The following is a 26,410-nucleotide window of genomic DNA, read 5'->3' on the forward strand; positions in this document are numbered from 1 at the left end:
GCAGGAAGCCGATGATCTGTTCTTCGGAAAAGCGCTTCTTCACGTCCAATCTCCTTCTCGTTGGGGATTGGACTCCAAATCGTTGCGCTACTCAAAAGCGGGGGGACGTCGGGTCCGCGAAGGCCGCCCTGATGCAGCGCTTGCGCACCCGCCCACCTGCCTCCGCCAATCGACAGGCATGGCCAACATCATCGCAGCAGGAGTCGCCACTCCCGTTATCCGGGAAAACGAAAGATTCACTCGAGCGGCGGCATGGTGACCGGGCTTTCCACCTCGCCACGGAGATCCGCCCATGCCCCGCACCCGGTTTTCACTGCTGCTCGCCATCCTGCTGCCGTTCTCGGCGATTGCCTCCGAACCGGTGACCTCCGTGCCGCAGCTCAACCTGGACCGCTATATCGGGCAATGGCATGAAATTGCCCATCTGCCGGTGTCGTTCCAGAAAAAATGCGTGGCCGACATCACCGCAAGCTATCGGCGCCATGCCGACGGACGCATCAGCGTACTCAATCGCTGCCGCACGGCCGATGGGGACCTGATCCAGGCCGAGGGGACCGCACGCACCGTGGCCGGCCATCCCGGCCGCCTGCAGGTGCGCTTCGCGCCCGAATGGCTCGCATGGCTGCCCTGGGTATGGGCGGACTACTGGGTGATCGCCCTGGACCCGGACTACCAGTGGGCGATGATCGGTGAGCCGGACCGCAAATACCTGTGGATCCTCTCCCGCACACCCGGCATGGACGCTGACCGTTTTGAGGCGCTCAAGTCCCAGGCCGTCGCGATGGGCTACGAGCTTGCACCCTTGAAGGTCATGGCGCCCATCGACTAGGGCGCCCGCCCGTCGTCACTCAGTCGGCCGCTTTGCGCCGGTAGTCCAATGGCGGTGCGGTGCGCTGCAGCAGCGGCTGATAGGTGAAATCCGCGCCCCGCCGTTGTGCGAACTCTGTCTTGGCGGCGGCGACGGTCTGCGGGGACTGGTAGAGCGCCACCGCGGCCAGCGCCAGGGTCTTCGCCGCATTCAGAGCCCCCTTGGCACCAATCGTCGAGCCCGAGGCGGCCACAGCCTGCCAGCTGTGCGCCGGCGTTCCCGGCACCCAGGTCGCCGTGCTCACCCCTGCCGTGGGAACAATCCAGCTGACATCGCCCACATCGGTGGACGCACTGCCGGCAGTGTCGGCACGGTAAGACTGCAGCGCAGCAGCCTCATCCAGCGCCGGCCGCCGCTCCAGTGTTTGCTGCATGCGCTCGGCGAAGGCCCGCTCGGCCACGTCATAGCGCACACCGCCCACTCGCTGCAGTGCCGCCTGCATCACCTGCCCCAACGTGTCATTGGGCAGCAGCGAGAACACCCCGCCGGTCTGCTCGAACGCAACGGTGGTACCCGTCCCCATCGCAGCGCCCTCGGCGGCCCGGTGCAGGCGCTCGAACACCCCGCGGACCACCGCCGGGTCGGTATGGCGCACGTAGTAATAGGCCTCCGCATCATCCGGCACCACGTTGGGCGCCGCCCCGCCGTTGCTGATGACGTAGTGGATGCGGGTGCCGTCAGGCACGTGCTCGCGCATCAGATTGGCCATGTGATTGAACGCCTCCACGCCATCCAGTGCCGATCGGCCACGCTCCGGCGCAATCGCCGCGTGCGCAGCACGCCCCTGGAAGCGGAACTTCCCGCTGATGTTTGCCAAGGTGGTGCCTTGCGCGGCCGAGTTGTCGGCTGCCGGATGCCAATGCAGCACCACATCCACTCCATCGAAGAGCCCGGCCTTGGTCATGTAGACCTTGCCCGAGCCTCCCTCCTCGGCCGGCGCGCCGTACAGCCGGACTTCGCCGTCGTTACCGGTGTCTTTCAGCCATTGTGCGATGGCCCGCGCCGCGCCCACGGAGGCGGCACCGAACAGATTGTGACCGCAGGCGTGCCCGGCGAGCTGCCCGGGCAGGGGTACCCGCACCGGCTCGGCCGCATGCGCCATGGCCGGCAAGCCATCCATCTCCGCCAGCAGACCGATCACCGGCCCCTTGCCGCGTCGGCCATAGCTGGCGACGAACGCCGTCGGCATCCCGGCCATGCCCGCCTGGATACGGAATCCGGCCTCGCGCAGCTCCTGTTGCAGCAACGCCGAGGATTGCGTTTCCAGATACCCCAGCTCTGGACGCTGCCACAGTGCCAGCCCGACCTCTGCCTGGCGCGCGGCATAGCGGTCCAGCGCGGCCACCACATCGGCATCCTGCGCGCCCACGCTGGCAGGGATGGACAACAGGCAGCCCAGCAGGGCCGCACGCAGCCGGGTCGGCTTCATCGGCAGATCCTCCGCAACTCAGTAGAAGGTGACGTTGTCGATTTCGAACCAGAGCTTGCTGCCGGGTTCACCGCCGGCGGAGAACACCAGCTGCTGCAGGTCATCGCCCTTCCACTGGGCGATGGGCCCCTTGGCCCGGTATGGCGGCTGCCCCTGCAAGGTGACAAACGGCACCTCGACCGCGCGCCACTGCGGTTGGGCCTGCAGCGGGGCGACAAAGCGGCGACTGCCCAGCGCGCGCACTTCCAGGCGCAGCTCCGGCGCACTGCCCCGCAGTTCGAAGCGGACACCGCGATAGCCCCGCGCATCCACCGGCGCCACCGAGCCCCGGCTCAGCGGCAGGATCGTCGCGGCAAACGCCGTGTCCTTGTTTGACAGCTTGGCCTGTGTGGCCAGCGCGTGGCCACCGGTTTCGCGGGCGACCACTTCGGTCACCTGCACGGTGCGGTCGTTGCCGCCATCGGCCTCGTCGATACGCAGCGTATCCAGCGCGGTGCGACCGTCTTCGCGCTCGAAGTCATCCACCAGCGCGGCCACCGGCAGCGCCGGCAATGCCAACGCGTGGTTGCCGGCGGGCAGCGCCGCTCCCTTGCCATGGACCTGGCGACCGGCGACATACACCTGCTGCGTGTTGCGTATATCGGCGATACGCTGCCACGGCTGGCCGCGCACCAGCAGCAGATCCGCGCGCTTGCCGACTTCAATGGTGCCTCGATCCGTCACGCCCAACGCCCTGGCGCTGTGCGCGGTGCCGGCGACAAGCGCTTCGGCCGGGGTAAGCCCGGCCTCGACGAACAGTTCAAGCTCGCGCAGGGTGGAGCTGCCATGGGGCGTACCGGTCATTCCGGCATCGGTACCGACGACCACCGGGATACCGGCGTCATGCAAGGCTTTGACATTGCCCAGGGCGTTGGTGAAATTGCGTTCGCGCTGGCGCAGCACTTCCGGCTTGCTGGCGGTGCGGCCACTGCCGTCCACGCGCTCGGGCAGGTACACCGCCAGCGAGGGCGCATAGGCCGTGCCGTGGGTACGCATCAACCCGACCAGCTCCTGGTCCACCGGACCGTCCTGCAGGCTGTGCGCGATCACGTCCACGCCGGCACGTGCAGCGGCCTTGCCACGCTTGACCATCACCGTGTGGGTGAACACCTTCAAGCCGTGCTTGTGCGCTTCCTCGACCAGCGCGCTGAGGGTCTCCTCATCCATGCTGCTGTTGTCGGCGGCATTGGAGTAACGCCAGCCGTCGGTGAAGGCCTTGATGAAATCCGGCTTGTAGGCCGCCACCGCCTGCACCCCCGCCCGCGCAGCGGCCGGTGAGTTGACCCAGCGGGTGGTGTTTTCATCGCCCCAGTCGGCGCCATGACCGAGCGGGGTGCTCATGCGCGCGGCGAACTTCACGTCCGGCGCGGCGATCGAGGCCAGCCATTGCCGGCGCGGCGCGTAGGCCTCCGGCGGCTCGTGGAAATCGCTGACCGTGGTGACACCCGCAGCCATGTACAGATTGGCCACCCGGGGCAGTTCCGACGGGGTGGCATTGGGCGTCCAGTGTGTGTGCAGATCCAGCAAGCCCGGCAGCAATGCCTGTCCGCGCGCGTTGACCACCCGCGCGCCCTTGGGCGCCTGCAGCTGCTGGCCGATGGCCGCGATCCTGCCCTCTTCCACCAGCACGCTGGCCGGATAGGCGGCGCGCCCGGTGCCATCGAACACCATCGCATCACGGATCAACAATGGCTGCGCTTCGCCGGCACGGGCCACAGCAGTGGCCTGCCCGGCGCCCAACAGCACCAGCATCGCCAGCAGATGCGTCCATCGATTGCTCTTGTACATGCTCATTTCCACGTTCATTGCAGGGACCGCGCCGCAGCGGACGCGGGCTCGGGGGAACTCAGACGGACATCGTTACCGTGCTGTTCCACCACCAGGCCCAGACTCAGGGCGACGCTGTGCGCAAATCCGCGCGGATCGCTGGCCGAGTACAGGCCGACGATGCGGCGGCTGCCCACCAGCGGATCGTTGATGACGATACGGGTGTCGCTGTAGCGCAGGAACTGCGCCGCCGCCACCGACAACGTGTCGCCATTGAACGACAACATGCCCTCGCGCCACGCCAGTTGCTGCTGCAGATCATCACTGGGCACCGCCTCGATGCGGATGCCATGGCTGCGGTTGGCAAGGGCGCGGTAGTTGGCCAGCAGCCGCGCCGGCGCCACCGCGCCCTGTACGTCGGTCACATCCACCACGCCTTCGCGCACCAGCACTTCCACACCACCACTGCGACGTTCGGTGAGACTGACCGCGAAGCTGGTGCCGATCGCGGTCACATCGGTTTCCTCGGCACGCACCACGAACGGCCGGTGCGGGTTCTTGGCCACATCGAACAACGCCTCGCCCTGCAGCAGACGGATGTCGCGACGGCTGTCGCTGTAGCTCACCCGCACCTGGGAGTCCGAGTCGAGCGTGATCGCCGAGCCGTCCTGCAATGGCACCCGCAGGATCTCGCCCTTGCGCGTGGCGTAGTACTCGGCGCCATCGTCCTGATGCCGCACGCCGATCGCCAGCAGACTGAACATCGCCGCCGCCCCCACCGCCCATCTGAACAGCCGCCGCGCCGGTCGCGCCGCCCAACGCGGAGCACTCGTGCGCTGCAAGCGGCCGGCCGACAGCGCGCGCGCCCGGTCGGTACGTGCCAACACGGCATGGGCACGCGCATAGGCACCGAAATGCCGGCTGTCGGCCTGCAGCCACACATCCCGCTCCGCCTCGGCCTCTGCGCTCAAGGGCGCACGGTCTTCGCGCGCCACCCACGCCGCGGCGATGTCATCAATGTGGTTGTCAACGCCTGCGCGCATGCCACATCTCTCCTGCATCGGGCTGCTCCTTGCCCTGCTCCGTTCCGTCGTCATGCCGCTTCATCGCTTCCATCAATACCCGGATGCCTTTGCAGATGTGCTTTTCAACGGTGTTCTCGCTGATCTGCATCCGCTCGGCGATCTCACGCTGCGAGTAGCCCTCCACGCGCCGCAGCACGAAGGCCTGCCGGCACTTGTCCGGCAAGCCGTCGATCAATGCGCCGATCCGCGCCAGCTGCTGCCGGGAGGAGGTCGTCCGCTCAGGGCAGACCTCTTCCCCGGCGATCGCAACCCGGTCGATCTCCGCGACCGCTTCGATCGACACCACCTGCGCGCGCCGCAACTGTTGCAGCACCACCGATTGCGCGACCGAGTAGACATAGGCCCGCGGCTGCCGGACGTGCGAAACGTCCGGCAGCGCCGCCAGGATCGCGTAGGTCTCCTGGATCACATCGTCGGCATCCTGGCGGACCGACAGCTTCCGCTTCAGCCACTCGCGCAGCGCCGGCTCACACGGCAACACGTGCTCGGCCAGCCACAGGCCGCGCTCTTTGGCCAGTGCCGGCTTCATCGCATCACCTGCCAACCGCCACCCGCCAACCGCCGGGCAGCGGCATCCACATCAACGAAGGTCATCAGAACGCCTTGCTCACATTCACGTACCAGTAGCGCGGATTGGCCTGATACACACCCGATGGATAGCCGAACACATCATCGGACACCGGCGGACGCTTGTTGGCCAGATTGTTGGCTCCAACCTTCAGCGCCACCCCGTTGAGCCAGCCTTCGCGCTGGACGTCGTATTTGATGAAGGCATTGGCCAGCGTCTGCGACTTCACCGTCCACGGCGTACCGTCGGCCAGGGTCAGGCCGTTCTCGACGTAGGAACTGGCGTAGCGCGCATTGGCGCCCACCGACAGCTGCTGGTAACGCCAGGTCAGGGTGCCGGACCACTTCCACTCGGGGTTGCCGCCATTGCCGATCAGGTCACCGCCACCGGTGATACGGATCGACGGATCGACCAGTCCCTGCGCCTTGGCATCTTCCAGCGCCTGCAGCGCCGGCGAACGCTGGCGGTAGAACTCGATCAGATGGGTGCCGGTCACCGACACGTCGAAGCGGCCGATGGCGGTCTCCGGCGAATTCCAGCTGAAGTTGTAGTCCACGCCGCGCAGCGTCTGCGGCTGCAGATTGACGTACTGGTCGGTGACGTAGAGCACCTTGCCGGCCGGATCCAGCCCGGTGCCGGCAAACCGCGCGATCTCGTCGGCGGTCGGGTCGGCACGCACCACGGCGCTGTTGCTGCCGCCCTGCTGGCGCAGCAGGTAATCCAGGATCAACGCATTGCCTTCGCCGAACAGGCCGATGATGCCTTCCTGCTCGTACTTGTAGTAATCCACCGCGAAGCTGAAGCGGCCGAAGTCCTCCGGAATGAAACGCGGCTGGAACACCAGCCCGGCGCTGGTATTGGTGGAGGTTTCCGGCTTCAGATCGGGGTTGCCCGAACGCCGCGCGGTGGTCGAATAGGTGTAACCGCCACAGCCGGCGATGGAGGCCTGCGCGCCCGTGCGCACGTCCGCTTCGCACTGGATGTAGTCGGTGCGGTTGTTGGAACGGCTGACCACCGTGGCGTTGACCTGTTCCAGGTTCGGTGCACGGAAGCCCTGGGCCCACGACGAGCGCAGGGTCAGGCCATCGAAAATCTGCCAGCCCAGCGCCAGCTTCGGCTTGGCGACATTGCCGAAATCGTTGTAGCGCTCGGCGCGCCCGGCCACCTGCAGGTCCAGCGACTTGACCAGCGGAATGCCCATTTCCGGCGAGACCAGCGGCACCGAGAGCTCGGCGAACAGTCCCATCACCGAACGCGAGCCGTAGGTGTCCGGGGTCGGGCTCACGCCGTACATGTCGCTCGGATAAGCGATGCCGGTGATCGCATCGGTGAAGGTCACCGAGCCATCCACGCGCGCGTCGCGGTCATCGCGCTGGGTTTCGTGCCGCGCTTCGACACCGGCAGCCATGCCCACCTTGCCGGCCCAGGTGGAGAACAGGTCCGCACGCGACACCTTGAAATCCCACAGGAACAGCTCGGTCTCGCTCTGCCGCTTGGCCTTGTAGAAGAACTGGTCCAGCGTGTCCCAGTCATTGCAGCCGCCACAGAACGGGTTGTAGGCCGACGCCGTGGGGTTGGCCAGCGCCTGCTGGAACAGCGACATGCTCACCGCATCCTGGGTGTCGACGACCTTGGCCGTGGAGTACAGCGCGGCGGTTTCCCAGTCAAAGCCGTAGTGATAGCCACGCAACCCGGCCAGGGCGCGCACCTGGGTGTTGTTGACCTCGATACGGGTCGGGCGCTCGAAGCGGTAGCTGGTGATCGTCACCGGCACGCCATTGGGGCCGATGTTCAGGCCCTGCAGGCGGTTCGGGTTGAGCGAACCGTCCGGCAGGTACATCGCGCCAAACGGGTTCCAGTAGTTGCTGGCGGCCACCGTCATCGGCAGTGCGGTGATGGTGTTGACACCGTTTTGCAGGCTGTAGGCGCGGGAGTCGTACAGGCCCGCCTCGCTGAAGAACGAAATGCCGTTGTCGAAGTCGTGCTTGCCGGTGACAAACAGGTTCAAGCGGCGCACGTCCGGGGTGATCGACAGCGGGTATTGACCCTGCTGGTTGTCGCGCAGGTTGGCATCGGCGCCGGAGGTCGCCTTGCTGCCGGACTGCACGCAGATGCCATCGGCAATGGTGGTCGCACAGCCACTGTTGCTGGTCGGCTGCACATGGAACGCCCCGGCCGCCGTGGTCAGCCAGGTGCCGTTGCGCGACACACGCGGCCCGTTGACGGTGAAATTGCCCCACGGGCTGTTGGTGTTGCGGTTGTCGGTGCCGGGCAGACCTTCAAACGGCGTGCCGAGGAAGTCCGTGGCGCGGTCGCCATTGCGGGTCCAGTCCTGGTCCAGCGAATTCAGGCCGGTGGTGTTGTAGTAATTGAAAGCGACGGTGATGTTGGAGCGCAGGTCTTCGGAGTTCTTGCCCCACATGCCGTTGATGCCGATATCGCGCAGGTCGGTACCCTCACCGAAGCCCTTCTGCACGCTGATCGTGCCGCCATCCATGTCATCGCGCAGCACGTTGTTGACCACGCCGGCCACAGCGTCGGTACCGTAGATGGCGGCCGCGCCATCGAGCAGCACCTCCACCCGGCGCAGATTCGACACCGGCACCGCGTTGGCGTTGTAGGTCAGCACCGGCACCAGGTTGCCGTCGGCCTGGCTCATCGGGTGCACCACGCTGCGGCGGCCGTTGATCAGCAGCAGCGTATTGCCCACCCCGAGCCCGCGCAGATTGACCGAGGCGATATCGCCACGCGCGTAGTTGGAGCTGTTGCCGCCATTGGTGCCGCTGAAAGATACATCGCCCATCTGCGGGATCGAGCGGTACAGGTCATCCCCGGAGACCGCGCCGGTGGCTTCGATCTGCTCGGTCTGCAAGGTTGCTACCGGCAGAATCGCGGCCGACTTGCTGCCCTTGATCTGGCTGCCGACCACGGTGACCTGATCAAGCGTGCTCACCCCTGCGGCGGGCGCGACATCCACCTCCGCCGGGGCGACGGGCTGCGGCTGCGCCGCCGTTGCCACCGCCAAGCCCCCCAGACCGCCCAGCGAGGCCAGGAGCGGTCGCGCCGCACGCAGGGTGATGGTCCGCCCGTCATCGGAAGCAATGGTCAAGCCGGTGCCATCGAGCAGCTGGTTCAACGCCTGCCGCGCATCCATCTGGCCCTTGACCTGGCCGACCTCGATACGCGATTCGCCAGCGGCATTGGCCGGGGCGATGATCTGGATCCCCGCCTGACGCGCGAATTCAGGTAACACATCTTCGATATGACCGCCTTCGACATCGAACTGCGGCGGCGCCGCGAATACCGGAACCGCCGTGCACAGGGCAGCAACAGCCAGACCGCCGCGGATAGCGCTTGCAAGCGGTAACAACTTGAATGAACGCATTGATGTATCCCCAGAATAAAACGCGGAAAGCGGCGACCTTTCTGTCCCCTCTCCCTGTTCGATGCGCCAGCACGGGTCTTCCGCCATCCGCGGCCGCAATTGTTTCGCACTTGCCCGCCCCGCATCCGCACGCGCCCATACGCCGTAGTATCCTTCGACCGACCCCGCTTCAAACCCGAGGACCCCGCGGTATGCGCTTTCGCCCCCAGTACGCCCTTATCGCCCTTGCTGCACTTGCCCTGACCGCCTGTGGCGGCGGCAAGGTCAAGCGCGTCTCCGAACCTGCGGCCAGCATCCAGCAGCTCACCGTCGGCAACGACGGCAACTGGGAGGTGGAACTGCGCCTGCGCAACTACAGTTCGATGCCGATGCGCTTTGACTCGGTCGCGCTGGCTGTGAAGGTCGGCGACGAGAGCGCCGGCACCCTGAGCGCCACACCCGGCGTATCGATCGGCCCGGAATCGGCGGATGTTGTCAGCGTCCGCCTGCAACCGAGCTCCTCGGCCCGCATCGTCGTCGCCGATGCACTGGCCGGTGGCCGCTCCCTGTTCTACGAACTGGAAGGCAGCATCGGCGTCACGCCCGAAGACCGGAAGCAGCGCAGCTTCGAGGTGAAATCCCGCAACAGTCTCAGTCAGGCACCGGGTCTGCCCGGCGTGCTTCGCTGAGTTCCCGTCTCCGTTTTCCGCATCGTTCGAGAATCGTCTGATGAGCACCTACAAAGCCCCTGTTAACGACCTCCGTTTCGCCCTGCATGACGTGCTCAAGGCCGAGTCCTTGTTTGCCGCGATGGGCCTTGAAGATGCCAGCACCGACGTCATCGACGCCGTGCTGGAAGAAGCCGCCCGCTTCAGCGCCAGCGTGCTGGCACCGCTGAACGCCATCGGCGACCAGACCGGCTGCACCCTGGACAAGGCCACCGGCGAGGTCACCACCGCACCGGGTTTCAAGGAAGCCTATGCGCAGTTCATCGAAGGTGGCTGGACCGGCCTGACCGCGTCTCCGGAGTTCGGCGGCCAGGGTATGCCGGGCACGCTGGGCATGGCACTGAGCGAGATGGTGTCCTCGGCCAACCTGGCCTGGAGCCTGTTCCCGATGCTCTCGCACGGCGCGGTCGAGGCCCTGAAACACTACGGTGAGGACTGGCAGAAGGAAGCCTTCCTCAAGCCGCTGGTGGCCGGCCACTGGACCGGCACCATGTGCCTGACCGAACCGCATGCCGGTACCGACCTGGGCCTAATCAAGACCCGCGCCGAACCCAACGCCGACGGCAGCTATGCGATCACGGGCACCAAGATCTTCATCACCGCCGGCGAGCACGACCTGAGCGAGAACATCGTCCACCTGGTGCTGGCCAAGCTGCCGGATGCGCCGCCCGGCCCGAAGGGCATCTCGCTGTTCGTCACCCCGAAATTCAAGGTCGACCGCAACGGCGCCATGGGCGAGCGCAATACGCTGCGCTGCGGCTCGCTGGAGCACAAGATGGGTATCCACGGCTCCTCGACCTGCGTGATGAACTTCGACGGCGCCCAAGGCTACCTGGTCGGGGCGCCGCACAAGGGCCTGATGGCGATGTTCGTGATGATGAACTCCGCCCGCCTCGGCGTGGGCGTGCAGGGCCTGGCCCAGTCCGAGCGCGCCTACCAGGGCGCGCTGGCCTACGCCCGCGAGCGCCTGCAATCGCGCGCGCCCAAGGGAGCTCAGCTGGCGGACAAGCCGGCCGATCCGATCATCGCCCAGCCCGATGTGCGCCGCATGTTGCTGACCACCAAGGCGCTGACCGAAGGTGGCCGCCTGCTCGCCGCTCACGCCTACACCCAGCTCGATACCGCCCAGCACGCCGCAGACCCGCAGGCGCGTGCCGATGCCGAGACGCTGGTCAGCTTCCTCACCCCGATCGTCAAAGCCTGCCTGACCGAGTGGAGCATTGAAGCTACCTACAACGGCCAGCAGGTGTTCGGTGGTCACGGCTACATCGCCGAGCACGGCATGGAGCAGTTCGCGCGCGATGCCCGCATCACTACGCTGTATGAAGGCACCACCGGCATCCAGGCGCTGGACCTGATCGGCCGCAAGACCGCCGCCTCCCAGGGCGCCGGGCTGAAACTGTTCGCCGCCGAGATCGAACAGTTCATCGCCGACAACGCCAACAACCCGGCGGCGGCCGAATTCCTGCCGGTACTCGGCGCCAAAACCCGGGAATGGGGCAAACTGACCGTGAACGTGCTGCAGCGCGCCGCCAGCAATCCCGAAGAACTGGGCGCAGCCAGCTGGGACTACCTGTTCTACAGCGGCTACGTGGCACTGGCCTACTGGTGGGCGCGCGCAGCGGCCGCCGCGCAGGCCTCAAGCCAGCCGGAAGCGTTCAAGCAGGCCAAGCTGGAAACCGCGCGCTTCTACTACGCCCGCGTTCTGCCGCGCACACTCACCCATGCAGCCAGCATGGAAAGCGGCGCCGATCCACTGATGGCCATGGACAGCCTCCGTTTCGGCGACTGATCCGGCCGCCTCCGCCCCGTCGCGGGCGCCTCCTCCGGCGCTCGCGGCTTTTCAGGCGCTGCTCCAAAACACGTTTACACAATCTGTCACACATCGTGTATAAGCTGTTTTCCCGATGGAGACAGACACTACACCGCGTAGTCTGATCGATACCGGAGCCGACTCTTCCGCTCCGCCACCCGGGATTTCGCCCTCGCCCTCCCTGCACCGCCTCGGCGCCGTGCGCCTGCTATCGCTGGATGCGCATGGCCGCGTGCTGGACTGGATCAACTGGCAAGACGCCAGCTGCCTGTATGTGCGCGGCGCAGTGGCGTGGACACTGGGCGATCCGTGCCTGCACGTGCATGGCGCCATTTCCCGCGCGACCGGCCTGCCCAGTGGGCTCGACCTTCACCCGATCATCGCCTCGCGTGGCCACGCACGCTCGCGCGCGATCAATCCCACGCCCAATCTGACCAACCCGGCCCTGTTCGCACGCGATGCGCAGCTGTGTCTGTACTGCGGCCAGCAGTTCAGCCGGCCGCAGCTCACCCGCGACCATGTCCTGCCGCTGTCCAAGGGTGGGCGGGATATCTGGGAAAACGTGGTTTCCGCCTGTTTCCAGTGCAATTCGCGCAAAAGCAACCGCACCCCGCAGCAGGCGCACATGCCCTTGCTCGCCGTGCCCTACCGGCCCAGCTGGATCGAGCACCTGATCTTGTCCAACCGGAACATCCTTGCCGACCAGATGGCGTTTCTGAAGGCGCAACTGCCCAAGAACGCCGTGCGCCGCAGCGTCTGAGGGCACGCATCTGCAGCGGCCGCCCCTCGCCCCGGGCGCGAAGCGGCGACGACTTGTCTGAACCGGCACTTCAGTTTGGCCGCATCCGCGCCCATCCCCCGCCCACATCTGCGGCGCTTTGCTTGCCCCACCCCCGGTTGGCGGCCAAAATACCGTTTCGCTTGAAACACGAAGAAAATGATCGACTCTGCCTGCTACCCGCGCCTGTCGCGCATCCAGACTCCTGCCGACCTGCGCCAGTTCGATGAAAGCGAACTCGGGGCGATCGCGGGCGAGTTGCGCGCCTATCTGATCGAATCGGTCGGCAAGAGCGGCGGCCACTTCGCAGCCGGTCTGGGGGTGATCGAACTCACCGTTGCCCTGCACTACCTGTTCAACACCCCAGTTGATCAGCTGGTCTGGGATGTCGGCCATCAGACCTATCCGCACAAGATCCTGACCGGGCGGCGTGACACCATCCACACGGTCAAGCAGAAGGGCGGCGTGGCGCCGTTCCCCAAGCGCGAGGAGAGCGAGTACGACACCTTCGGCGTTGGCCACTCATCGACCTCCATTTCCGCCGCGCTGGGCATGGCCATCGCGCGCCAGCGCCAGGGCGATACCCGCAAAGCCGTGGCCGTGATCGGCGATGGCGCGATGACTGCCGGCATGGCGTTCGAGGCGCTGGCCCACGCTGGCGGCATGGATGACGAGCCCAATGTGCTGGTCATCCTGAATGACAACAACATGTCCATCTCCGAAGCCGTCGGTGGACTGACCAAGATGCTCGGTCGCGCCACCGCCAGCCGCACGCTCAATGCGCTGCGCGAGGGGGGCAAGAAGATCCTCGGCGACAAGCGCCACAGCCCACCGGCCCGTTTCGTCAAACGCTGGGAAGAACAGTGGAAAGGCATGTTCGTGCCCTCCACCGCGTTCGAGCAGATGGGCTTCCATTACACCGGCCCGATCGACGGCCATGACCTGCCCCTGCTGCTGACCACCCTCAGGCGCCTGAAGGACGCCAAGGGCCCGCAGCTGCTGCACATCATGACCACCAAGGGCAAGGGCTACGAACCGGCCGAAGGCGACCAGATCGGCTATCACGCCGTGGGGCCGTTCGATCCGAGCAAGGGTCTGCCCGCCAAGAACGCCCCCAAGAAACCCACCTACACCGACGTGTTCGGTGACTGGCTGTGCGATGCGGCCGCCGCCGAACCACTGCTGATGGGGATCACCCCGGCCATGCGCGAGGGCTCCGGGCTGGTCCGTTTCAGCAAGGAATATCCGGCGCGCTACTTCGATGTCGCCATCGCCGAGCAGCATGCCGTTACGCTCGCCGCCGGCATGGCCACACAGGGCGCCAAGCCGGTGGTGGCCATCTACTCCACTTTCCTGCAGCGCGCCTATGACCAGCTGGTGCATGACGTCGCCACACAGAATCTGGACGTGCTGTTCGCCATCGACCGTGCCGGCGTGGTCGGCCCCGACGGTGCCACCCATGCGGGCAACCTCGATCTGAGCTACCTGCGCTGTGTGCCCAACATGGTGGTGATGGCGCCCGGTGATGAAGCCGAGTGCCGGCAGATGCTGACCACCGGCCTGCGCTACAACGGCCCGGCGGCGGTGCGCTACCCGCGTGGCACGGGTCCGGGCGTGGCTGCCGGCAACGATCTGTCGACGCTCGAGATCGGCAAGGCCCAGCTGCGCCGTTCGGGCAGCCGGATCGCGCTGCTGGCTTTTGGCGCCACCCTGCCGGCCGCCGAACAGGTCGGCCGTGAGCTGGACCTGAGCGTGGTCAACATGCGCTTTATCAAGCCGCTGGACCAGGCGTTGCTTCTGGAACTGGCCCGTACCCACGAAGGCTTCGTCACCATCGAAGACAACGTGGTGGCTGGCGGGGCCGGCTCGGGCGTCTCGGAGCTGCTCAACGCCGAGGCGGTGGTCATGCCGGTGCTGCACCTGGGCCTTCCCGACAGCTACCAGCATCACGCCAGCCGCGAAGACCTGCTGAGCGAAGCGGGCATCGACGCGGCGGGCATTCGCGCCGCCATCCTCAAACGCTGGCCCGAACTGCAGGACACCGCCGCGCCGGTGAGTGCGGCCAGCTGAAGCAAAAGCCCCGCATCGCGGGGCTTTTGGGTGACGGCGGGATAACCGTCGCCGTCGTGAAAGCAGCGGGTATTGCCCTGCACATCACTCAGATCCAGCTGTCGCGCAGGCGCAGGAGCCGCGCCTCTGGTCCCTGCGGATCCATCAGCTCAAAGCCGCTCCAGACAAAACCAGGCGCGACCAGGCAGCTCACCAGCGCATGTGAACCCAGCGGCCGCGCGGCCTGCCACATTCCTCTGGGCACGATCGCCAGCGACACCCGCTCCTCAGCGACCGCGCCCAGCTCGGTTCGCCGCACCGGCGACTGACCGCCCTCCCACAGCAGCAGCTCCAGCGGCTCTCCTGCCTGCCATTGCCAGACTTCCTCGGCATCGATGCGATGCCACGCACTGCCCTGTCCTGCGCCGAGCAGGTAGTGGATGGCGGTCAAGGCAGGACGCGTCACGCCCTCGACAACGACCTGCTGCGGCGATTCATGGAAGCGACGGAAAAAGCCGCCCTCCGGATGTGGCCCCAGCTGCAACTGCGACACCAGCTGTTCAACCTGCCCGCCCATACCCTCATCTCCGGCGATCAAAAACAAAAAAGCCCGCGCATTGCTGCACAGGCCTTGATGATTACAGTAATTGGTCGGGACGGCCGGATTTGAACCGACGACCCTCTGCCCCCCAGGCAGATGCGCTACCAGGCTGCGCTACGCCCCGATCGTTACTGCTTCGCCTTACGGCGAGCCGGTGATTATACCGGCTTTGATTCGAAAATAGTTCAGCGGCGAAGCAATTGCAGCACTTCTTCCAGCTCCATCCGCACCTGGCGGATGATCTGGTTACTCAGCGCCGACTCCTCGCGCGCGCCCTCCCCTTCCAGTCGCAGGCGGGCGCCGCCGATGGTGTAGCCCTGCTCGTACAGCAGGCCGCGGATCTGGCGCACCATCAGCACGTCATGGCGCTGATAGTAACGACGGTTGCCACGGCGCTTGGCAGGCTCGAGACTGGGAAACTCGGTCTCCCAGTAGCGCAACACATGCGGCTTGACGTCGCACAGCTCGCTGACTTCGCCGATGGTGAAGTAGCGCTTGGCCGGAATCGGCGGAAGTTCGCGGTTACTGCCCGGATCCAGCATATGCCTCCACCCTTTCCTTGAGCTTCTGGCCCGGCCGGAAGGTCACCACCGTACGGGCGGAAATCGGAATTTCCTCGCCGGTCTTGGGATTGCGCCCCGGGCGCTGGTTCTTGCGCCGCAGATCGAAATTGCCGAAGCCGGACAGCTTCACCTGACGTCCCTGTTCCAATGCATCTCGCAGCACATCGAAGAACGCGTCGACAAACTCCTTGGCCTCACGCTTGTTCAGACCGACTTCGTCGAACAGACGATCCGCCATCTCCGCCTTGGTCAATGCCATGCCTGCTCCCTGTTTGCCGCCTCAGCCACGGATCTTCGCACCGTGTTCGCGCTCGATCGCAGCCACCACCCCGGTGACCACTGCATCCACGTCGCGGTCCGTCAGAGTGCGCGACTTGTCCTGCAAAATCAAGCCCATAGCCAGACTCTTGAACCCCGGCTCGACCCCCTGACCGACGTACCGGTCGAACAGCACTACCTCGCGCAGCAGCTCGCCCCCGGCCTGACGGAGAGTGGCCGACAACGCCGTCCATTCCACCTGCTCGGCAACCACCACGGCAAGATCCCGGCGCACCGCCGGGAAGCGTGACAGCTCAACGGAGCTGGGCAGGCTGCGCTGCACCAGCGGCACCAGATCCAGCTCGAAACCGAGCACATCCACGTCGATCTCCATCATCTTGGCCACGCGCGGATGCACCTGGCCGATCCAGCCGATGCACTGGCCGTCACGCCAGATATCGGCCGAACGCGCCGGATGCGCATAGACACGCTGCGAGGCGCGGAACTCCAGCACGGCACCGGAGGCTGCGGCCAGCGATTCCAGATCACCTTTCAGATCATGGAAATCCACCTTGCGCGCCTTCTCGCCCCACTGCAGCGCGGCCGCATCGCCGCACACCGCCGCGGCCACACGTACGGTCTCGATCGGTGCCGGCTTGTCATCGCCAGCCTGCGTTTCGAACACGCGACCGATTTCGAACAGACGCACGCGCCCGGCCTGACGGGCCACATTGCGCCCCAGCGTGGCAACGAGGCCCGGCAAAAGCAGCGGACGCATCACCGCCAGCTCGGCCGACAGCGGGTTGGCCAGCGCCACCAGCCCCTCGCTCTGGCTCCACTGCGCAAGCAGCTGCGCGTCAACGAAGGCGAAATTGATGGTTTCCAGCATTTCGCGCGCCACCAGCTGACGACGCACGCTCACCTCATCCAGACGGGCTTCGCTCGGCATCGCGATACGCGCGGCGCCGCCCGGCAAGGTGGTCGGGATGGCTTCGTAACCGTGGATACGCGCCAGTTCTTCAATCAGGTCCTCTTCGATGGCGATATCGAAACGACGGCTCGGACCCGTGACGCTCCAGCCATCCGCCACGGCATCGACCTGCATGCCCAGCGCACGCAGGATGCGTTCGACCTCGGCGTCTTCAATCTGGATGCCGAGCAGGCGCACGATGCGGGCGCGACGCAGCAGAATCTTGGCGGCGACCGGCAGATCAGCTTCGCGCACCGCTTCAGTCACCGGCGCCGGCGTACCACCGGCCAGATCCAGCAGCAGGCGGGTGGCGTATTCGATGGCGATACGCGGAAGCTGCGGATCGACCCCGCGTTCGAAGCGGTGCCCGGCATCGGTATGCAGGCCCAGCTGGCGCCCCCGCCCCATGATCGCGGCCGGCGCGAAATGCGCGGCCTCCAGGAACACGGCCGTGGTCGCATCGGTGACGCGGGTATCAAAGCCGCCCATCAGGCCGGCCAGGCCGACCGGACGGTCAGCATCGGTCACCACCAGGAAGCTGTCGTCCAGGACGGCATCGCGACCGTCCAGCAGCTTGAGGGTTTCCCCGGCGCGCGAACGGCGCACGGCAATCGGGCCCTTGAGCGTATCCAGGTCGTAGGCATGCATCGGCTGACCGAGTTCCAGCATCACGTACTGGGTGATATCGACCAGCAGCGACACCGGACGCACGCCACTGCGGCGCAGGCGCTCGGCCATCCACAGCGGCGTGGTCGCCGCGGCATTGACGCCTTCGATCACCCGCCCCAGGTAGCGCGGCGCTTCAGCACCGGCGTCGAGCTGGATGTCCAACTGGCGTGTGCCCTGAGCCGGCACGGCATCGGCGGCGAATGGCTTCACTTCGCTACGGGTGGCCGCCGCCACGTCGAAGGCAATACCACGCACGCTGAAGCAGTCGGCGCGGTTCGGTGTCAGCTTGATCTCGATGCTGGCGTCCGGCAGGCCAAGATATTCGACCAGCGTGACGCCGACCGGGGCGTCATCCGGCAGTTCCAGCAGGCCGGACGCGTCGGTGTCCAGGCCCAGCTCCCTGGCCGAGCACAGCATGCCGTTGGACTCCACCCCACGCAGCTTGGCCGGCTTGATCTTCAGCTCGCCGATCTGCGCGCCGACCATGGCCAGCGGTGCAACCAGGCCCGGACGTGCGTTCGGCGCGCCGCAGACGATCTGCAGCAGCTCGGCCTGACCGGCGTCGACCTTGCAGATCTGCAGGCGGTCGGCTTCCGGGTGGCGAGCTGCTTCAACGATGCGCGCCACCACCACGTTGTCCAGGCCATCGCCCAGCGCCGTCACGTCTTCGACCTCCAGACCGATGGCGGTCAGCACCGCGCTGAGTTCGTCACGCGGGGCCGTGGTCGGTACGTGGCTGCGCAGCCAGCTTTCAGAGAATTTCATGTCTTTACCTTGAGGGGAGGCGCACCTCCCGTTGCGGTTTCTTTTATTGATGCCCAGCGCTTGGCGCCCGGAGCGGATCAACGTTCAGATGCGGCCGAGCAGGGCCCGGCACTCCAGCCCTGGGTCAGGCGAACTGCTTGAGGAAGCGGACGTCGTTCTCGAAGAACGCGCGCAGATCGTTCACCCCGTAGCGCAGCATCGCGAAGCGCTCCACGCCCAGGCCGAAGGCGAAGCCGGTGTAGCGCTCCGGGTCGATGCCGACCGACTTGAGCACGTTGGGGTGGACCATGCCGCAGCCCAGCACTTCCAGCCAGCGGGTGCTGCCATCCGGCTGTTGCCAGGCGATGTCCACTTCCGCCCCCGGTTCCACGAACGGGAAATAGCTCGGGCGGAAACGCATTTCAAAATCGCGCTCGAAGAACGCGCGTACGAACTCGGACAGCGTGCCCTTGAGGTCGGCAAAGGTGGAGTGCTCGTCCACCAGCAGGCCTTCGACCTGGTGGAACATGGGCGAGTGGGTCTGGTCGCTGTCGCTGCGGTACACCTTGCCGGCGGCGATCATGCGCAGCGGCGGCTTGTGGTCGCCCATGTAGCGCACCTGCACCCCGGAGGTATGCGTGCGCAGCAGACGACCGTCGCCGAAGTAGAAGGTGTCGTGCATGGCGCGCGCCGGATGGTGCGGCGGGAAGTTCAGCGCCTCGAAGTTGTGCCAGTCATCTTCGATTTCCGGGCCTTCGGACAACTCATAGCCGAGGCGCCCGAAAATCTCGGTGATCCGCTCCAGCGTGCGCGTGACCGGATGCAGCCCGCCACGCTCGCCATGACGGCCCGGCAGGGTGACATCGATGCTCTCGGAGGCGAGCCGCGCATCCAGTGCCGCCTCTTCGAGCAGAACCTTGCGCTCGGCCAGCGCCGAGGAAACCGCATCACGTGCGATGTTGATCGCCTCCCCCGCCGCCTTGCGTTCCTCGGCGGGAAGGGCCCCGAGCTGCTTGAGCTGCGCGGTGATGCTGCCGCTTTTGCCCAACAGCGAAACACGCAGGTTTTCCAGTGCTTCGGGCGTCTGCGCCGCAGCCACATCGGCTAGCGCCTGCGCGGTCAGGGATTGGATGTCACTCATGGGATCGACGAAACCTCTGGCCGGCTTGCCTACGCGGTGCGCGCCGGGCCGACCCCCGTCGCCACCAGTAGCTGATCGCCGCGCAACCATCGGCAGCAGCAACCAGCACAAAAAAGAATGGGGAAGGACTTGCGCCCTTCCCCATGCATTGTCTCACCACAGCCATTGCGCGTGAACGCTACAACTGCTGCAGGAAGGACTTATGCCGCCAGTGCGCCCTTGGCCTTTTCTGCCAGAGCGGCAAAACCGGCTGCGTCGTGCACGGCGATATCAGCCAGAACCTTGCGGTCCAGGGTGATACCGGCCTTCAGCAGGCCGTTCATGAAACGGCTGTAGCTCAGGCCGTTGATGCGGGCAGCCGCATTGATGCGGGTGATCCACAGCGAACGGAAATTGCGCTTCTTCTGCTTACGGCCAATGTAGGCGTACTGCTGTGCCTTGATGACTGCCTGCTTGGCGACGCGGAAGACCTTGCGACGGGCGTTGTAATAGCCCTTGGCCAGATCCAATACTTTCTTGTGGCGGCGGCGCGCCTGCACACCACGCTTTACTCGTGCCATGGTTCAGTCCTCAGAGGTAGGGAAGCATACGGTCCAGACGGCCTGCGTCTTCTGCGCGGACGTGATTCGTCTGACGCAGGTTACGCTTCCGCTTGGTCGCTTTCTTCGTGAGGATGTGGCTGCGGTTGGCATGACCGCACTTGTACTTGCCGGAGGCGGTCTTGCGGAAACGCTTGGCCGCCGCCCGGTTGGTCTTGATCTTGGGCATCGCTATGTCCTTGATGGTCTCTTTTCACTGACTGGGCGGTGGTTTTACCCACACTTTCCGTCCCTGCCCTTGTCTGTTTAAAGCCCACACTCCCACTGGAGGCAGGCAGGTCCTGGGTGAAGCAAACAACAAACCCGGCGAACCGGGCCGCCCATTATGCCGCCCCCACCTGCCACTTGCAATCACAAGCAAGCAGATCGTGAAGCGTGACAACTGGCACGGGGCAGAAAGGCCGACTTGCCCATCCACACAGCTGACGGGCGACACGGAGCCGCCGCAGCCTTACTTCTTTTTCGGCGCGATCATCATGACCATCTGCCGACCTTCCAGGCGCGGACGGGACTCGATCACGATGTCTTCCCCCAGATCAGCCTCGAGCCGGTTGGCCATTTCGCGACCCAGCTCCTGATGACTCATCTCGCGACCACGGAAGCGGATATTGACCTTGATCTTGTCGCCATCCTCCAGGAAACCGCGCATCTTGCGCAGCTTGATCTGGTAGTCGCCCTCATCGGTGACCGGACGGAACTTCACTTCCTTGATTTCGACCTGCTTGGTCTTCTTCTTGGCCTCGTTGGCCTTTTTCTGCGCTTCGAACTTGAACTTGCCGAAGTCCATGATCTTGCACACCGGCGGATCAGCCTGCGGCTGGATCTCGACCAGGTCCAGACCTTCCTCTTCGGCCATCGACAGCGCTTCGTCGCGCGACAACACGCCAACCATCTCTCCGTCGCTGCCGATCACGCGGACGCGCGGCACACGGATTTCCTGGTTGCGGCGGTTCTGTTTGTTGTCAGGGGTACTGATATTGCAATCTCCGAGTGGACTTAGAACCGGCCCTGAGGAACACTCCATCAAGGCCGGGGCTCTACTTATTACTTCACTTCAGCGTGCAGCCGCTCGATAAAGGCTTGGACCGGCATCGACCCAAGGTCCTCACCGGACCGCGTACGTACCGCCACGGCCCCACTCTCCTTCTCGCGGTCACCCACGACCAGCAGATACGGTACGCGCTGCAGCGTATGCTCACGAATCTTATAGCCGATCTTTTCGTTGCGCAAATCGGCGTCTACCCGGAACCCTTGATCCGCAAGGGTTTTGCGAATCGACTGAACGTATTCAGCCTGTGCATCGGTGATGTTTGCCACCACAACCTGCACGGGCGCCAGCCAAGTCGGGAACGAGCCGGCGTGATGCTCGATCAGGATGCCAAGAAAACGCTCCATCGAGCCGACAATGGCCCGATGCAGCATCACCGGGTGCTTCTTCTGGCTGTTTTCATCCACATACTCGGCACCCAGGCGGCCCGGCATCATGAAGTCGACCTGCATGGTGCCCAGCTGCCAGGTACGGCCGATGGCGTCCTTCAGGTGGTACTCGATCTTCGGGCCGTAGAAGGCGCCCTCGCCCGGCAGCTCCTGCCATTCCACGCCGCAGCTGGACAGCGCCGAGCGCAGCGCGCCTTCGGCCTTGTCCCAGGTGGCATCGTCACCCAGGCGCGATTCCGGGCGCAGGGCGATCTTGATCTGGATCTCGTCGAAGCCGAAGTGCCGGTAGACCGCCAGCGCCTGCTGGTGGAACGCGGTCACTTCCGATTCGATCTGGCTCTCGGTGCAGAACACATGGCCGTCGTCCTGGGTGAAACCGCGCACGCGCAGGATGCCGTGCAGCGCACCGGATGGCTCATTGCGGTGGCAGGAACCGAATTCGCCGTAACGGATCGGCAGATCGCGATAGCTGTGCAGCCCCTGATTGAACACCTGCACGTGGCCGGGGCAGTTCATCGGCTTCACCGCATAGGTGCGCTTCTCCGATTCGGTGAAGAACATGTTGTCCTGGTAGTTGTCCCAGTGACCGGACTTCTTCCACAGGCTCACATCCAGGATCTGCGGGCAGCGCACCTCACCGTAACCGCTGTCGCGGTAGATCTTGCGCATGTACTGCTCGACCACCTGCCAGATCGACCAGCCCTTCGGATGCCAGAACACCAGGCCCGGGGCCTCTTCCTGCAGGTGGAACAGGTCCTGCTGCTTGCCGATGCGGCGGTGATCGCGCATCTCGGCTTCTTCGATGCGCTTGATGTAGGCCTCAAGCTGCTTCTTGTCGGCCCACGCGGTACCGTAGATGCGCTGCAGCTGCTCGTTCTTGGCATCACCGCGCCAATACGCACCGGAAATGCGCATCAATTTGAACGACTTCAGGAAGCGCGTGTTCGGCACGTGCGGGCCGCGGCACATGTCCACGTATTCCTGGTGGTAGTACATGCCCATCGCGGTGACGTCCTGGGACATGTCGTCGATCAGGCGCAGCTTGTACTCCTCGCCCCGCGCCTTGAAGATCTCGATCACTTCCGCACGCGGCGTGACCTTCTTGATGACGTCGTAGTCCTGCGCGATCAGCTCGCCCATGCGCTTCTCGATCGCCGCCATGTCTTCCGGCGTGAACGGGCGCTCGCTGTAGATGTCGTAGTAGAAACCTTCGGCGATGACCGGGCCGATCACCATCTTGGCTTCCGGATACAGCTGCTTCACGGCATGACCGACCAGGTGGGCGCAGGAGTGGCGGATGATCTCCACACCCTCCTCGTCCTTGGCGGTGATGATGCGCAGCACCGCATCGTGGTCGATCACGTCGCAGGCATCGACCTGCACGCCATCCACCACACCGGCGATGGTGGCTTTGGCCAGGCCCGCACCGATGGACTGGGCCACGCCCATGACGCTGACCGGGCTTTCGAATTGACGGACGCTGCCGTCTGGAAGAGTGATGTTGATCATGGTTTCACCTGGAGTCGAGGCCCGCCACGCGGACCTGGAAGCCCGCCTCACAGCGCGACTTCAACGGGATTTGGTCAATAAAAAAGCGCCACAAAGGCGCCTGCAACGGGCTGTGGCAATGAATCAGCAGTAGGCGATGGTAGTGCTCATGTCACACACTCGACCGGCGCTTTGCGCGGGCCACCTGAAAACGGAGTACGGGCGGGATTCTAGCGCAATCCCGCCCTTCACGCCCCATGCCCGCCAGCCGCTACCTCGCCAGGGCACGGGCCTGTTCCTGCTGGCGATCGGCAGTCAGCTGCTCATCCCGCCCCTGTTCGACCTGGGCCAACCGCACGCTGCTCTGCTCCAGCGGTTGCTGCACCGCCTGTTGGCGTCCGACGAACACACGGCGCATCGCCGGGTCGTTCATCTCGCCCTGCACCGCGATCAGCCCCTTGCCATCCTGGCTGGCGACCACGTGGTCGATGCGACTCAGACCACCGCCCCGCGCCTTCAGTGCCATCTGTCCGGCGGCATTTGCCAGGGCCTGACGATCCTGGAAACCAGCCTGCGGCGACAATGCTTCCAGCTTGCCCAGCGCCTCCTGGAACAGCCGATTGCCGGGATGGGCCGGATCGGACATCAGTGCGGCGCCCTGCCCCTGCGACTGGCCCAGCGCACGCAGCTTGCCCAGTGTCGCAGGCCCGGCGATGCCATCAGCATGCAGGCTCTGGCCGCGCTGGAACTGTTTGACCGCGTCCACAGTGTGGTTGCCGTAATCGCCATCGGCGCGCAGTTCGCGCCCTTGCCGATCACGGATTCCCTGTGCACGCAGCATCTCCTGCAACTCACGCACCGACTCGCCAGCCTCGCCCTTGCGCAGCACACCATCGGCCAGCGCATCGGCCCCCGCCGCAACTGCAGGGCTGACCCTTTGGCCCACTTCACCACGCCCCAAACGGTCCATCACCTCCGGGGTCAGCTTGCGCTCCCAAGTCTCGAACCGTTCCTTGCGGTCATCCAGACCATTGAACCCGCCGTTGATTGCACGGGTCGCCGCGCGTACGTCCTCACGCGAAGCTGCCGGCACGCGGGTCTCCCAATACCACACCGCGATCCGGACTGCGTTTTCCGGCTGCGCTGCCAGTTCGGGGTGTTTGACCAGGTCCAGGTCCAGCGCTTCCCCGGCCTTCGCGTAATTCTCTTTACCCGTCAGCTGGATGTAGCCGCGACCACGGTATAGATAGCCATCACCGGGCTGGTTGTTTCCCATGCGACCGCCGTACATCAGCTCACCGAGCGCTTCGGGATGGCCGCGCAACGCCTCCAACCGGGCCGCCTCCAGTGCCCCAGGGCCCTGGCGCATGGCCGATGCCACCGGAATCTGCGAAATGTTCCGTGTATAGCGGAAACCCTCTTCCAGCCGGCTCAGCCCGTTGGACTCGTGGCCGACCTGGGCCATCAAGTTGGCCAGCTCGCGCGGCGAAGTGATGCCCGCCTGCGTGGCCTGCTGCAACAACTGCGTCTCCCTATCCTTTGACATGGTGAAACTCCTGATTGGCTTGCCTTGAACAACCCCGCCTCCAGGCGAGGCGCGATTACGGCAACGTCACCGCCGGCACGCTGGACGGATCGAAATCCTCGAACCGCACCTTGCCGAGTTCGGCTGCCGTGAAATCCTTTTTGTTTTCCGCATCGGTCTCGGTATCGATGACCTGTCGGCTTACCCCTTCCAACCACCATGCCTTGTCGGCAGGTGCATAGCGGAACGTATACGAATCGGTCCAGCGCTCACGACTGCCACCGCTATTGACCAAGGTGAAACTACCCGAGGACACGCGCGCATAACCGAACGGATCGCCCATCACGCCGCCGCAGGCGGAGCACGGCACCAACTTGCTATTGCGAGCGGCCAAGTGCCATTTCCCATCCGTTCCGTCCAGCACCAGCATCACGATGCGGTTAGGGCCATTTTCGCCAGTCGCCAGATTGCCTGGGGCCGGTGGATCAATGACCAGCAGGGCATCTTCGACACCGTCACCGTTGAGGTCGCCCTTAATGGTTTCCAGCAGTCTCGCCCCTGCGGGCACAAACGCCTTCGCGCTGTCCTTGACCTCGTTACGCCCCATTTCCATAGGTTCCGACTCCTTCGATTGCATATTCGAATCACTCGCCACCTGCGGTGGCGTTGCTGCCGAATTCTCTGTCGCGATCGCCAATCCACCTACCACCGCGAGCGGCTGGGAGTGGCAGCCCGCGGCAACTGCAGAGGAAAAAATTGCCCCTAAGACAGCCGGAAGATATTTCATGAACAAGAACGCTCCTTTTTAAAATTTATTAAACAACCACATTAATCACAAGAAAATAATAAATAGGGAAAATCTATGCCACCAGAGTGACCGAGACTGAAATAAACGGACCAACACCTAACGCACTACAAAACGCCACCCAACCTCCAACACAATTATGCATCGGCAACGCCGCCAACCTACAAATACCCCATGAAACTGCAGAGACCACCCTAGAATAATATAGCCACCATCAGCGGTGCAGTCAGAATCAAGTTGGCAAAAGTAGAACCAACGACAGCAGAATGTCTCAACCAACTCGCCATTAAGCTACCGGACACTTCAATCGCCGGCATGTCACTCTTAATACGCAGCATTCAGAACTACGTCAACAAAAGTCCAGACACCGAGAGCGATGAAGCCTCTACCGCAAGATCATCCCCTTAGAACGCACTTTGCGGAGACCTTCACAAATCGAGGTGCAACCTTAACAAAAATACCAGAACCAAAATTCATTAGCCTTGAAACAGAAAATCAAAAATACTCGAATTGGGGCTCAGTGCAATTCGTGTGAACGACCTCACACTCCGTCCCACCCTCATCATTGCAGAACTGCCTCGCTAAAACAGAAGCAGCACCGACAGTTTCACTACTAGCGTAACCCGTTTTCTGAACCCCAATAACGGAAGTAGCAATTGCCGCGCATTGATTCTTATAGCTCAGCAGCACTCTACAGTCAGAAGCGCCTTGATTTTCACAGCGCTGAACTGCGTCATTTATAGCATCCCTTTTACGACGCAACCCCAATGCAATTCCAACCTTCCCATTGCTCGCCATTGAAATGGCACCCCAGGTTTTTATCCACCTTCCGCTCGGCCTGGACTCTCCTACGCCAGAGCCAGAAGCCGGAATTGGCGCACATCCCTGTACACCCTGCCCACCTATCGGATATGACCCGGGGGGACATCCACCCTCAGCAGAAACCTGCCCGGGAAATAGCGTCAATAGCGCAATAATCGCGATAGAAAACAACAATTTACAAAATGCAAAATGGAAAACTCGACCGCGCATATCCGGCGGGGGGAGTGGGTGGGGGCGCGGGCTCGCGGCGGTGGGGGGGGGGGGGGGGGGGGGGGGGGGGGGGGGGGGGGGGGGGGGGGG

Annotated in this window: 23 protein-coding genes and 1 tRNA gene; 6 read left to right on the top strand and 18 right to left on the bottom strand. The window is 64.6% G+C overall.

Annotated elements, in window-relative coordinates; all coding sequences use genetic code 11:
- Both ACVOMC_RS15025 and ACVOMC_RS15030 read left to right on the top strand, forming a co-directional pair.
- A partial coding sequence (locus ACVOMC_RS15025; protein ID WP_481524591.1) for a hypothetical protein occupies window positions 1-259 on the top strand: 259 nt, incomplete at its 5' end.
- Between the two features lie 33 nt (window positions 260-292).
- Window positions 293-829: a lipocalin family protein gene (locus tag ACVOMC_RS15030; protein WP_481524592.1), complete on the top strand. Its 537-nt coding sequence runs from the start codon at window positions 293-295 to the stop codon at window positions 827-829.
- A gap of 19 nt (window positions 830-848) precedes the next feature.
- Here ACVOMC_RS15030 and ACVOMC_RS15035 read toward each other — a convergent pair whose 3' ends face one another.
- The 5 genes from ACVOMC_RS15035 to ACVOMC_RS15055 form a co-directional block, all read right to left on the bottom strand.
- Window positions 849-2,297, bottom strand: coding sequence for an amidohydrolase (locus ACVOMC_RS15035; protein WP_481524593.1), 1,449 nt, complete (start codon window positions 2,295-2,297; stop codon window positions 849-851).
- Window positions 2,298-2,315: 18 nt separating this feature from the next.
- Complete coding sequence (locus ACVOMC_RS15040) at window positions 2,316-4,130, bottom strand: amidohydrolase family protein (protein ID WP_481524594.1); 1,815 nt, start codon at window positions 4,128-4,130, stop codon at window positions 2,316-2,318.
- Window positions 4,131-4,138: 8 nt separating this feature from the next.
- Window positions 4,139-5,146, bottom strand: coding sequence for a FecR family protein (locus tag ACVOMC_RS15045; protein ID WP_057505965.1), 1,008 nt, complete (start codon window positions 5,144-5,146; stop codon window positions 4,139-4,141).
- Window positions 5,130-5,717: an RNA polymerase sigma factor gene (locus ACVOMC_RS15050; RefSeq protein ID WP_054659943.1), complete on the bottom strand. Its 588-nt coding sequence runs from the start codon at window positions 5,715-5,717 to the stop codon at window positions 5,130-5,132. Before ACVOMC_RS15050 ends, ACVOMC_RS15045 begins: the two co-directional genes overlap by 17 nt.
- Window positions 5,718-5,781: 64 nt before the next feature.
- On the bottom strand, window positions 5,782-9,141 hold the full coding sequence (locus ACVOMC_RS15055; RefSeq protein ID WP_481524595.1) for a TonB-dependent receptor: 3,360 nt from the start codon (window positions 9,139-9,141) through the stop codon (window positions 5,782-5,784).
- 191 nt (window positions 9,142-9,332) lie between these two features.
- On the opposite strand from ACVOMC_RS15055, the gene ACVOMC_RS15060 reads away from it, so the two are divergent.
- The 4 genes from ACVOMC_RS15060 to dxs all read left to right on the top strand — a co-directional run bounded on the left by ACVOMC_RS15060 (window position 9,333) and on the right by dxs (window position 14,509).
- Window positions 9,333-9,809 (top strand): LEA/WHy family protein, encoded by a 477-nt coding sequence (locus ACVOMC_RS15060; RefSeq protein WP_481524596.1) that lies wholly within the window; start codon window positions 9,333-9,335, stop codon window positions 9,807-9,809.
- Between the two features lie 40 nt (window positions 9,810-9,849).
- On the top strand, window positions 9,850-11,640 hold the full coding sequence (locus ACVOMC_RS15065; RefSeq protein ID WP_481524597.1) for an acyl-CoA dehydrogenase C-terminal domain-containing protein: 1,791 nt from the start codon (window positions 9,850-9,852) through the stop codon (window positions 11,638-11,640).
- Window positions 11,641-11,755: 115 nt separating this feature from the next.
- On the top strand, window positions 11,756-12,421 hold the full coding sequence (locus ACVOMC_RS15070; RefSeq protein ID WP_481524598.1) for an HNH endonuclease: 666 nt from the start codon (window positions 11,756-11,758) through the stop codon (window positions 12,419-12,421).
- 177 nt (window positions 12,422-12,598) lie between these two features.
- Window positions 12,599-14,509 carry a 1-deoxy-D-xylulose-5-phosphate synthase gene (dxs, locus tag ACVOMC_RS15075; protein WP_481524599.1) on the top strand — a complete coding sequence of 637 codons (1,911 nt, stop codon included), beginning with the start codon at window positions 12,599-12,601 and terminating at the stop codon, window positions 14,507-14,509.
- An 88-nt stretch (window positions 14,510-14,597) separates the two neighbouring features.
- On the opposite strand, the gene ACVOMC_RS15080 is transcribed toward dxs, so the two are convergent.
- The 13 genes from ACVOMC_RS15080 to ACVOMC_RS15140 all read right to left on the bottom strand — a co-directional run bounded on the left by ACVOMC_RS15080 (window position 14,598) and on the right by ACVOMC_RS15140 (window position 26,320).
- The gene (locus ACVOMC_RS15080; RefSeq protein WP_481524600.1) at window positions 14,598-15,065 is read right to left on the bottom strand and encodes a cupin domain-containing protein; all 468 of its coding nucleotides are present in this window, start codon (window positions 15,063-15,065) and stop codon (window positions 14,598-14,600) included.
- A 71-nt stretch (window positions 15,066-15,136) separates the two neighbouring features.
- Window positions 15,137-15,213 (bottom strand) — tRNA-Pro (locus ACVOMC_RS15085).
- Window positions 15,214-15,274: 61 nt separating this feature from the next.
- Window positions 15,275-15,631 (bottom strand): MerR family transcriptional regulator, encoded by a 357-nt coding sequence (locus tag ACVOMC_RS15090; RefSeq protein WP_481524601.1) that lies wholly within the window; start codon window positions 15,629-15,631, stop codon window positions 15,275-15,277.
- Window positions 15,612-15,911 (bottom strand): integration host factor subunit alpha, encoded by a 300-nt coding sequence (locus ACVOMC_RS15095; RefSeq protein WP_054657702.1) that lies wholly within the window; start codon window positions 15,909-15,911, stop codon window positions 15,612-15,614. The genes ACVOMC_RS15090 and ACVOMC_RS15095 overlap by 20 nt, the downstream gene beginning before the upstream one ends.
- A 21-nt stretch (window positions 15,912-15,932) precedes the next feature.
- The gene (gene pheT, locus ACVOMC_RS15100; protein WP_481524602.1) at window positions 15,933-18,314 is read right to left on the bottom strand and encodes a phenylalanine--tRNA ligase subunit beta; all 2,382 of its coding nucleotides are present in this window, start codon (window positions 18,312-18,314) and stop codon (window positions 15,933-15,935) included.
- A gap of 124 nt (window positions 18,315-18,438) precedes the next feature.
- Entirely contained in the window at window positions 18,439-19,434 is a 996-nt protein-coding gene (pheS, locus tag ACVOMC_RS15105; RefSeq protein WP_481524603.1) for a phenylalanine--tRNA ligase subunit alpha, read from the bottom strand.
- Between the two features lie 200 nt (window positions 19,435-19,634).
- Window positions 19,635-19,994 (bottom strand): 50S ribosomal protein L20, encoded by a 360-nt coding sequence (gene rplT / locus ACVOMC_RS15110; protein ID WP_054657697.1) that lies wholly within the window; start codon window positions 19,992-19,994, stop codon window positions 19,635-19,637.
- Between the two features lie 10 nt (window positions 19,995-20,004).
- Window positions 20,005-20,202, bottom strand: coding sequence for a 50S ribosomal protein L35 (rpmI, locus tag ACVOMC_RS15115; protein ID WP_002811096.1), 198 nt, complete (start codon window positions 20,200-20,202; stop codon window positions 20,005-20,007).
- Window positions 20,203-20,484: 282 nt separating this feature from the next.
- The gene (infC, locus tag ACVOMC_RS15120; RefSeq protein WP_481524604.1) at window positions 20,485-21,057 is read right to left on the bottom strand and encodes a translation initiation factor IF-3; all 573 of its coding nucleotides are present in this window, start codon (window positions 21,055-21,057) and stop codon (window positions 20,485-20,487) included.
- 20 nt (window positions 21,058-21,077) lie between these two features.
- Window positions 21,078-22,979, bottom strand: a complete 1,902-nt coding sequence (gene thrS / locus ACVOMC_RS15125) for a threonine--tRNA ligase (protein WP_481524605.1) — start codon at window positions 22,977-22,979, stop codon at window positions 21,078-21,080.
- A 250-nt stretch (window positions 22,980-23,229) separates the two neighbouring features.
- The gene (locus tag ACVOMC_RS15130; RefSeq protein WP_481524606.1) at window positions 23,230-24,504 is read right to left on the bottom strand and encodes an XVIPCD domain-containing protein; all 1,275 of its coding nucleotides are present in this window, start codon (window positions 24,502-24,504) and stop codon (window positions 23,230-23,232) included.
- A gap of 55 nt (window positions 24,505-24,559) precedes the next feature.
- Window positions 24,560-25,270, bottom strand: coding sequence for a hypothetical protein (locus ACVOMC_RS15135; protein ID WP_481524607.1), 711 nt, complete (start codon window positions 25,268-25,270; stop codon window positions 24,560-24,562).
- Window positions 25,271-25,783: 513 nt separating this feature from the next.
- The gene (locus tag ACVOMC_RS15140; RefSeq protein WP_481524608.1) at window positions 25,784-26,320 is read right to left on the bottom strand and encodes a DUF4189 domain-containing protein; all 537 of its coding nucleotides are present in this window, start codon (window positions 26,318-26,320) and stop codon (window positions 25,784-25,786) included.
- Window positions 26,321-26,410: the final 90 nt, after the last annotated feature.

Source organism: Stenotrophomonas sp. STEN014 (assembly GCF_056760315.1).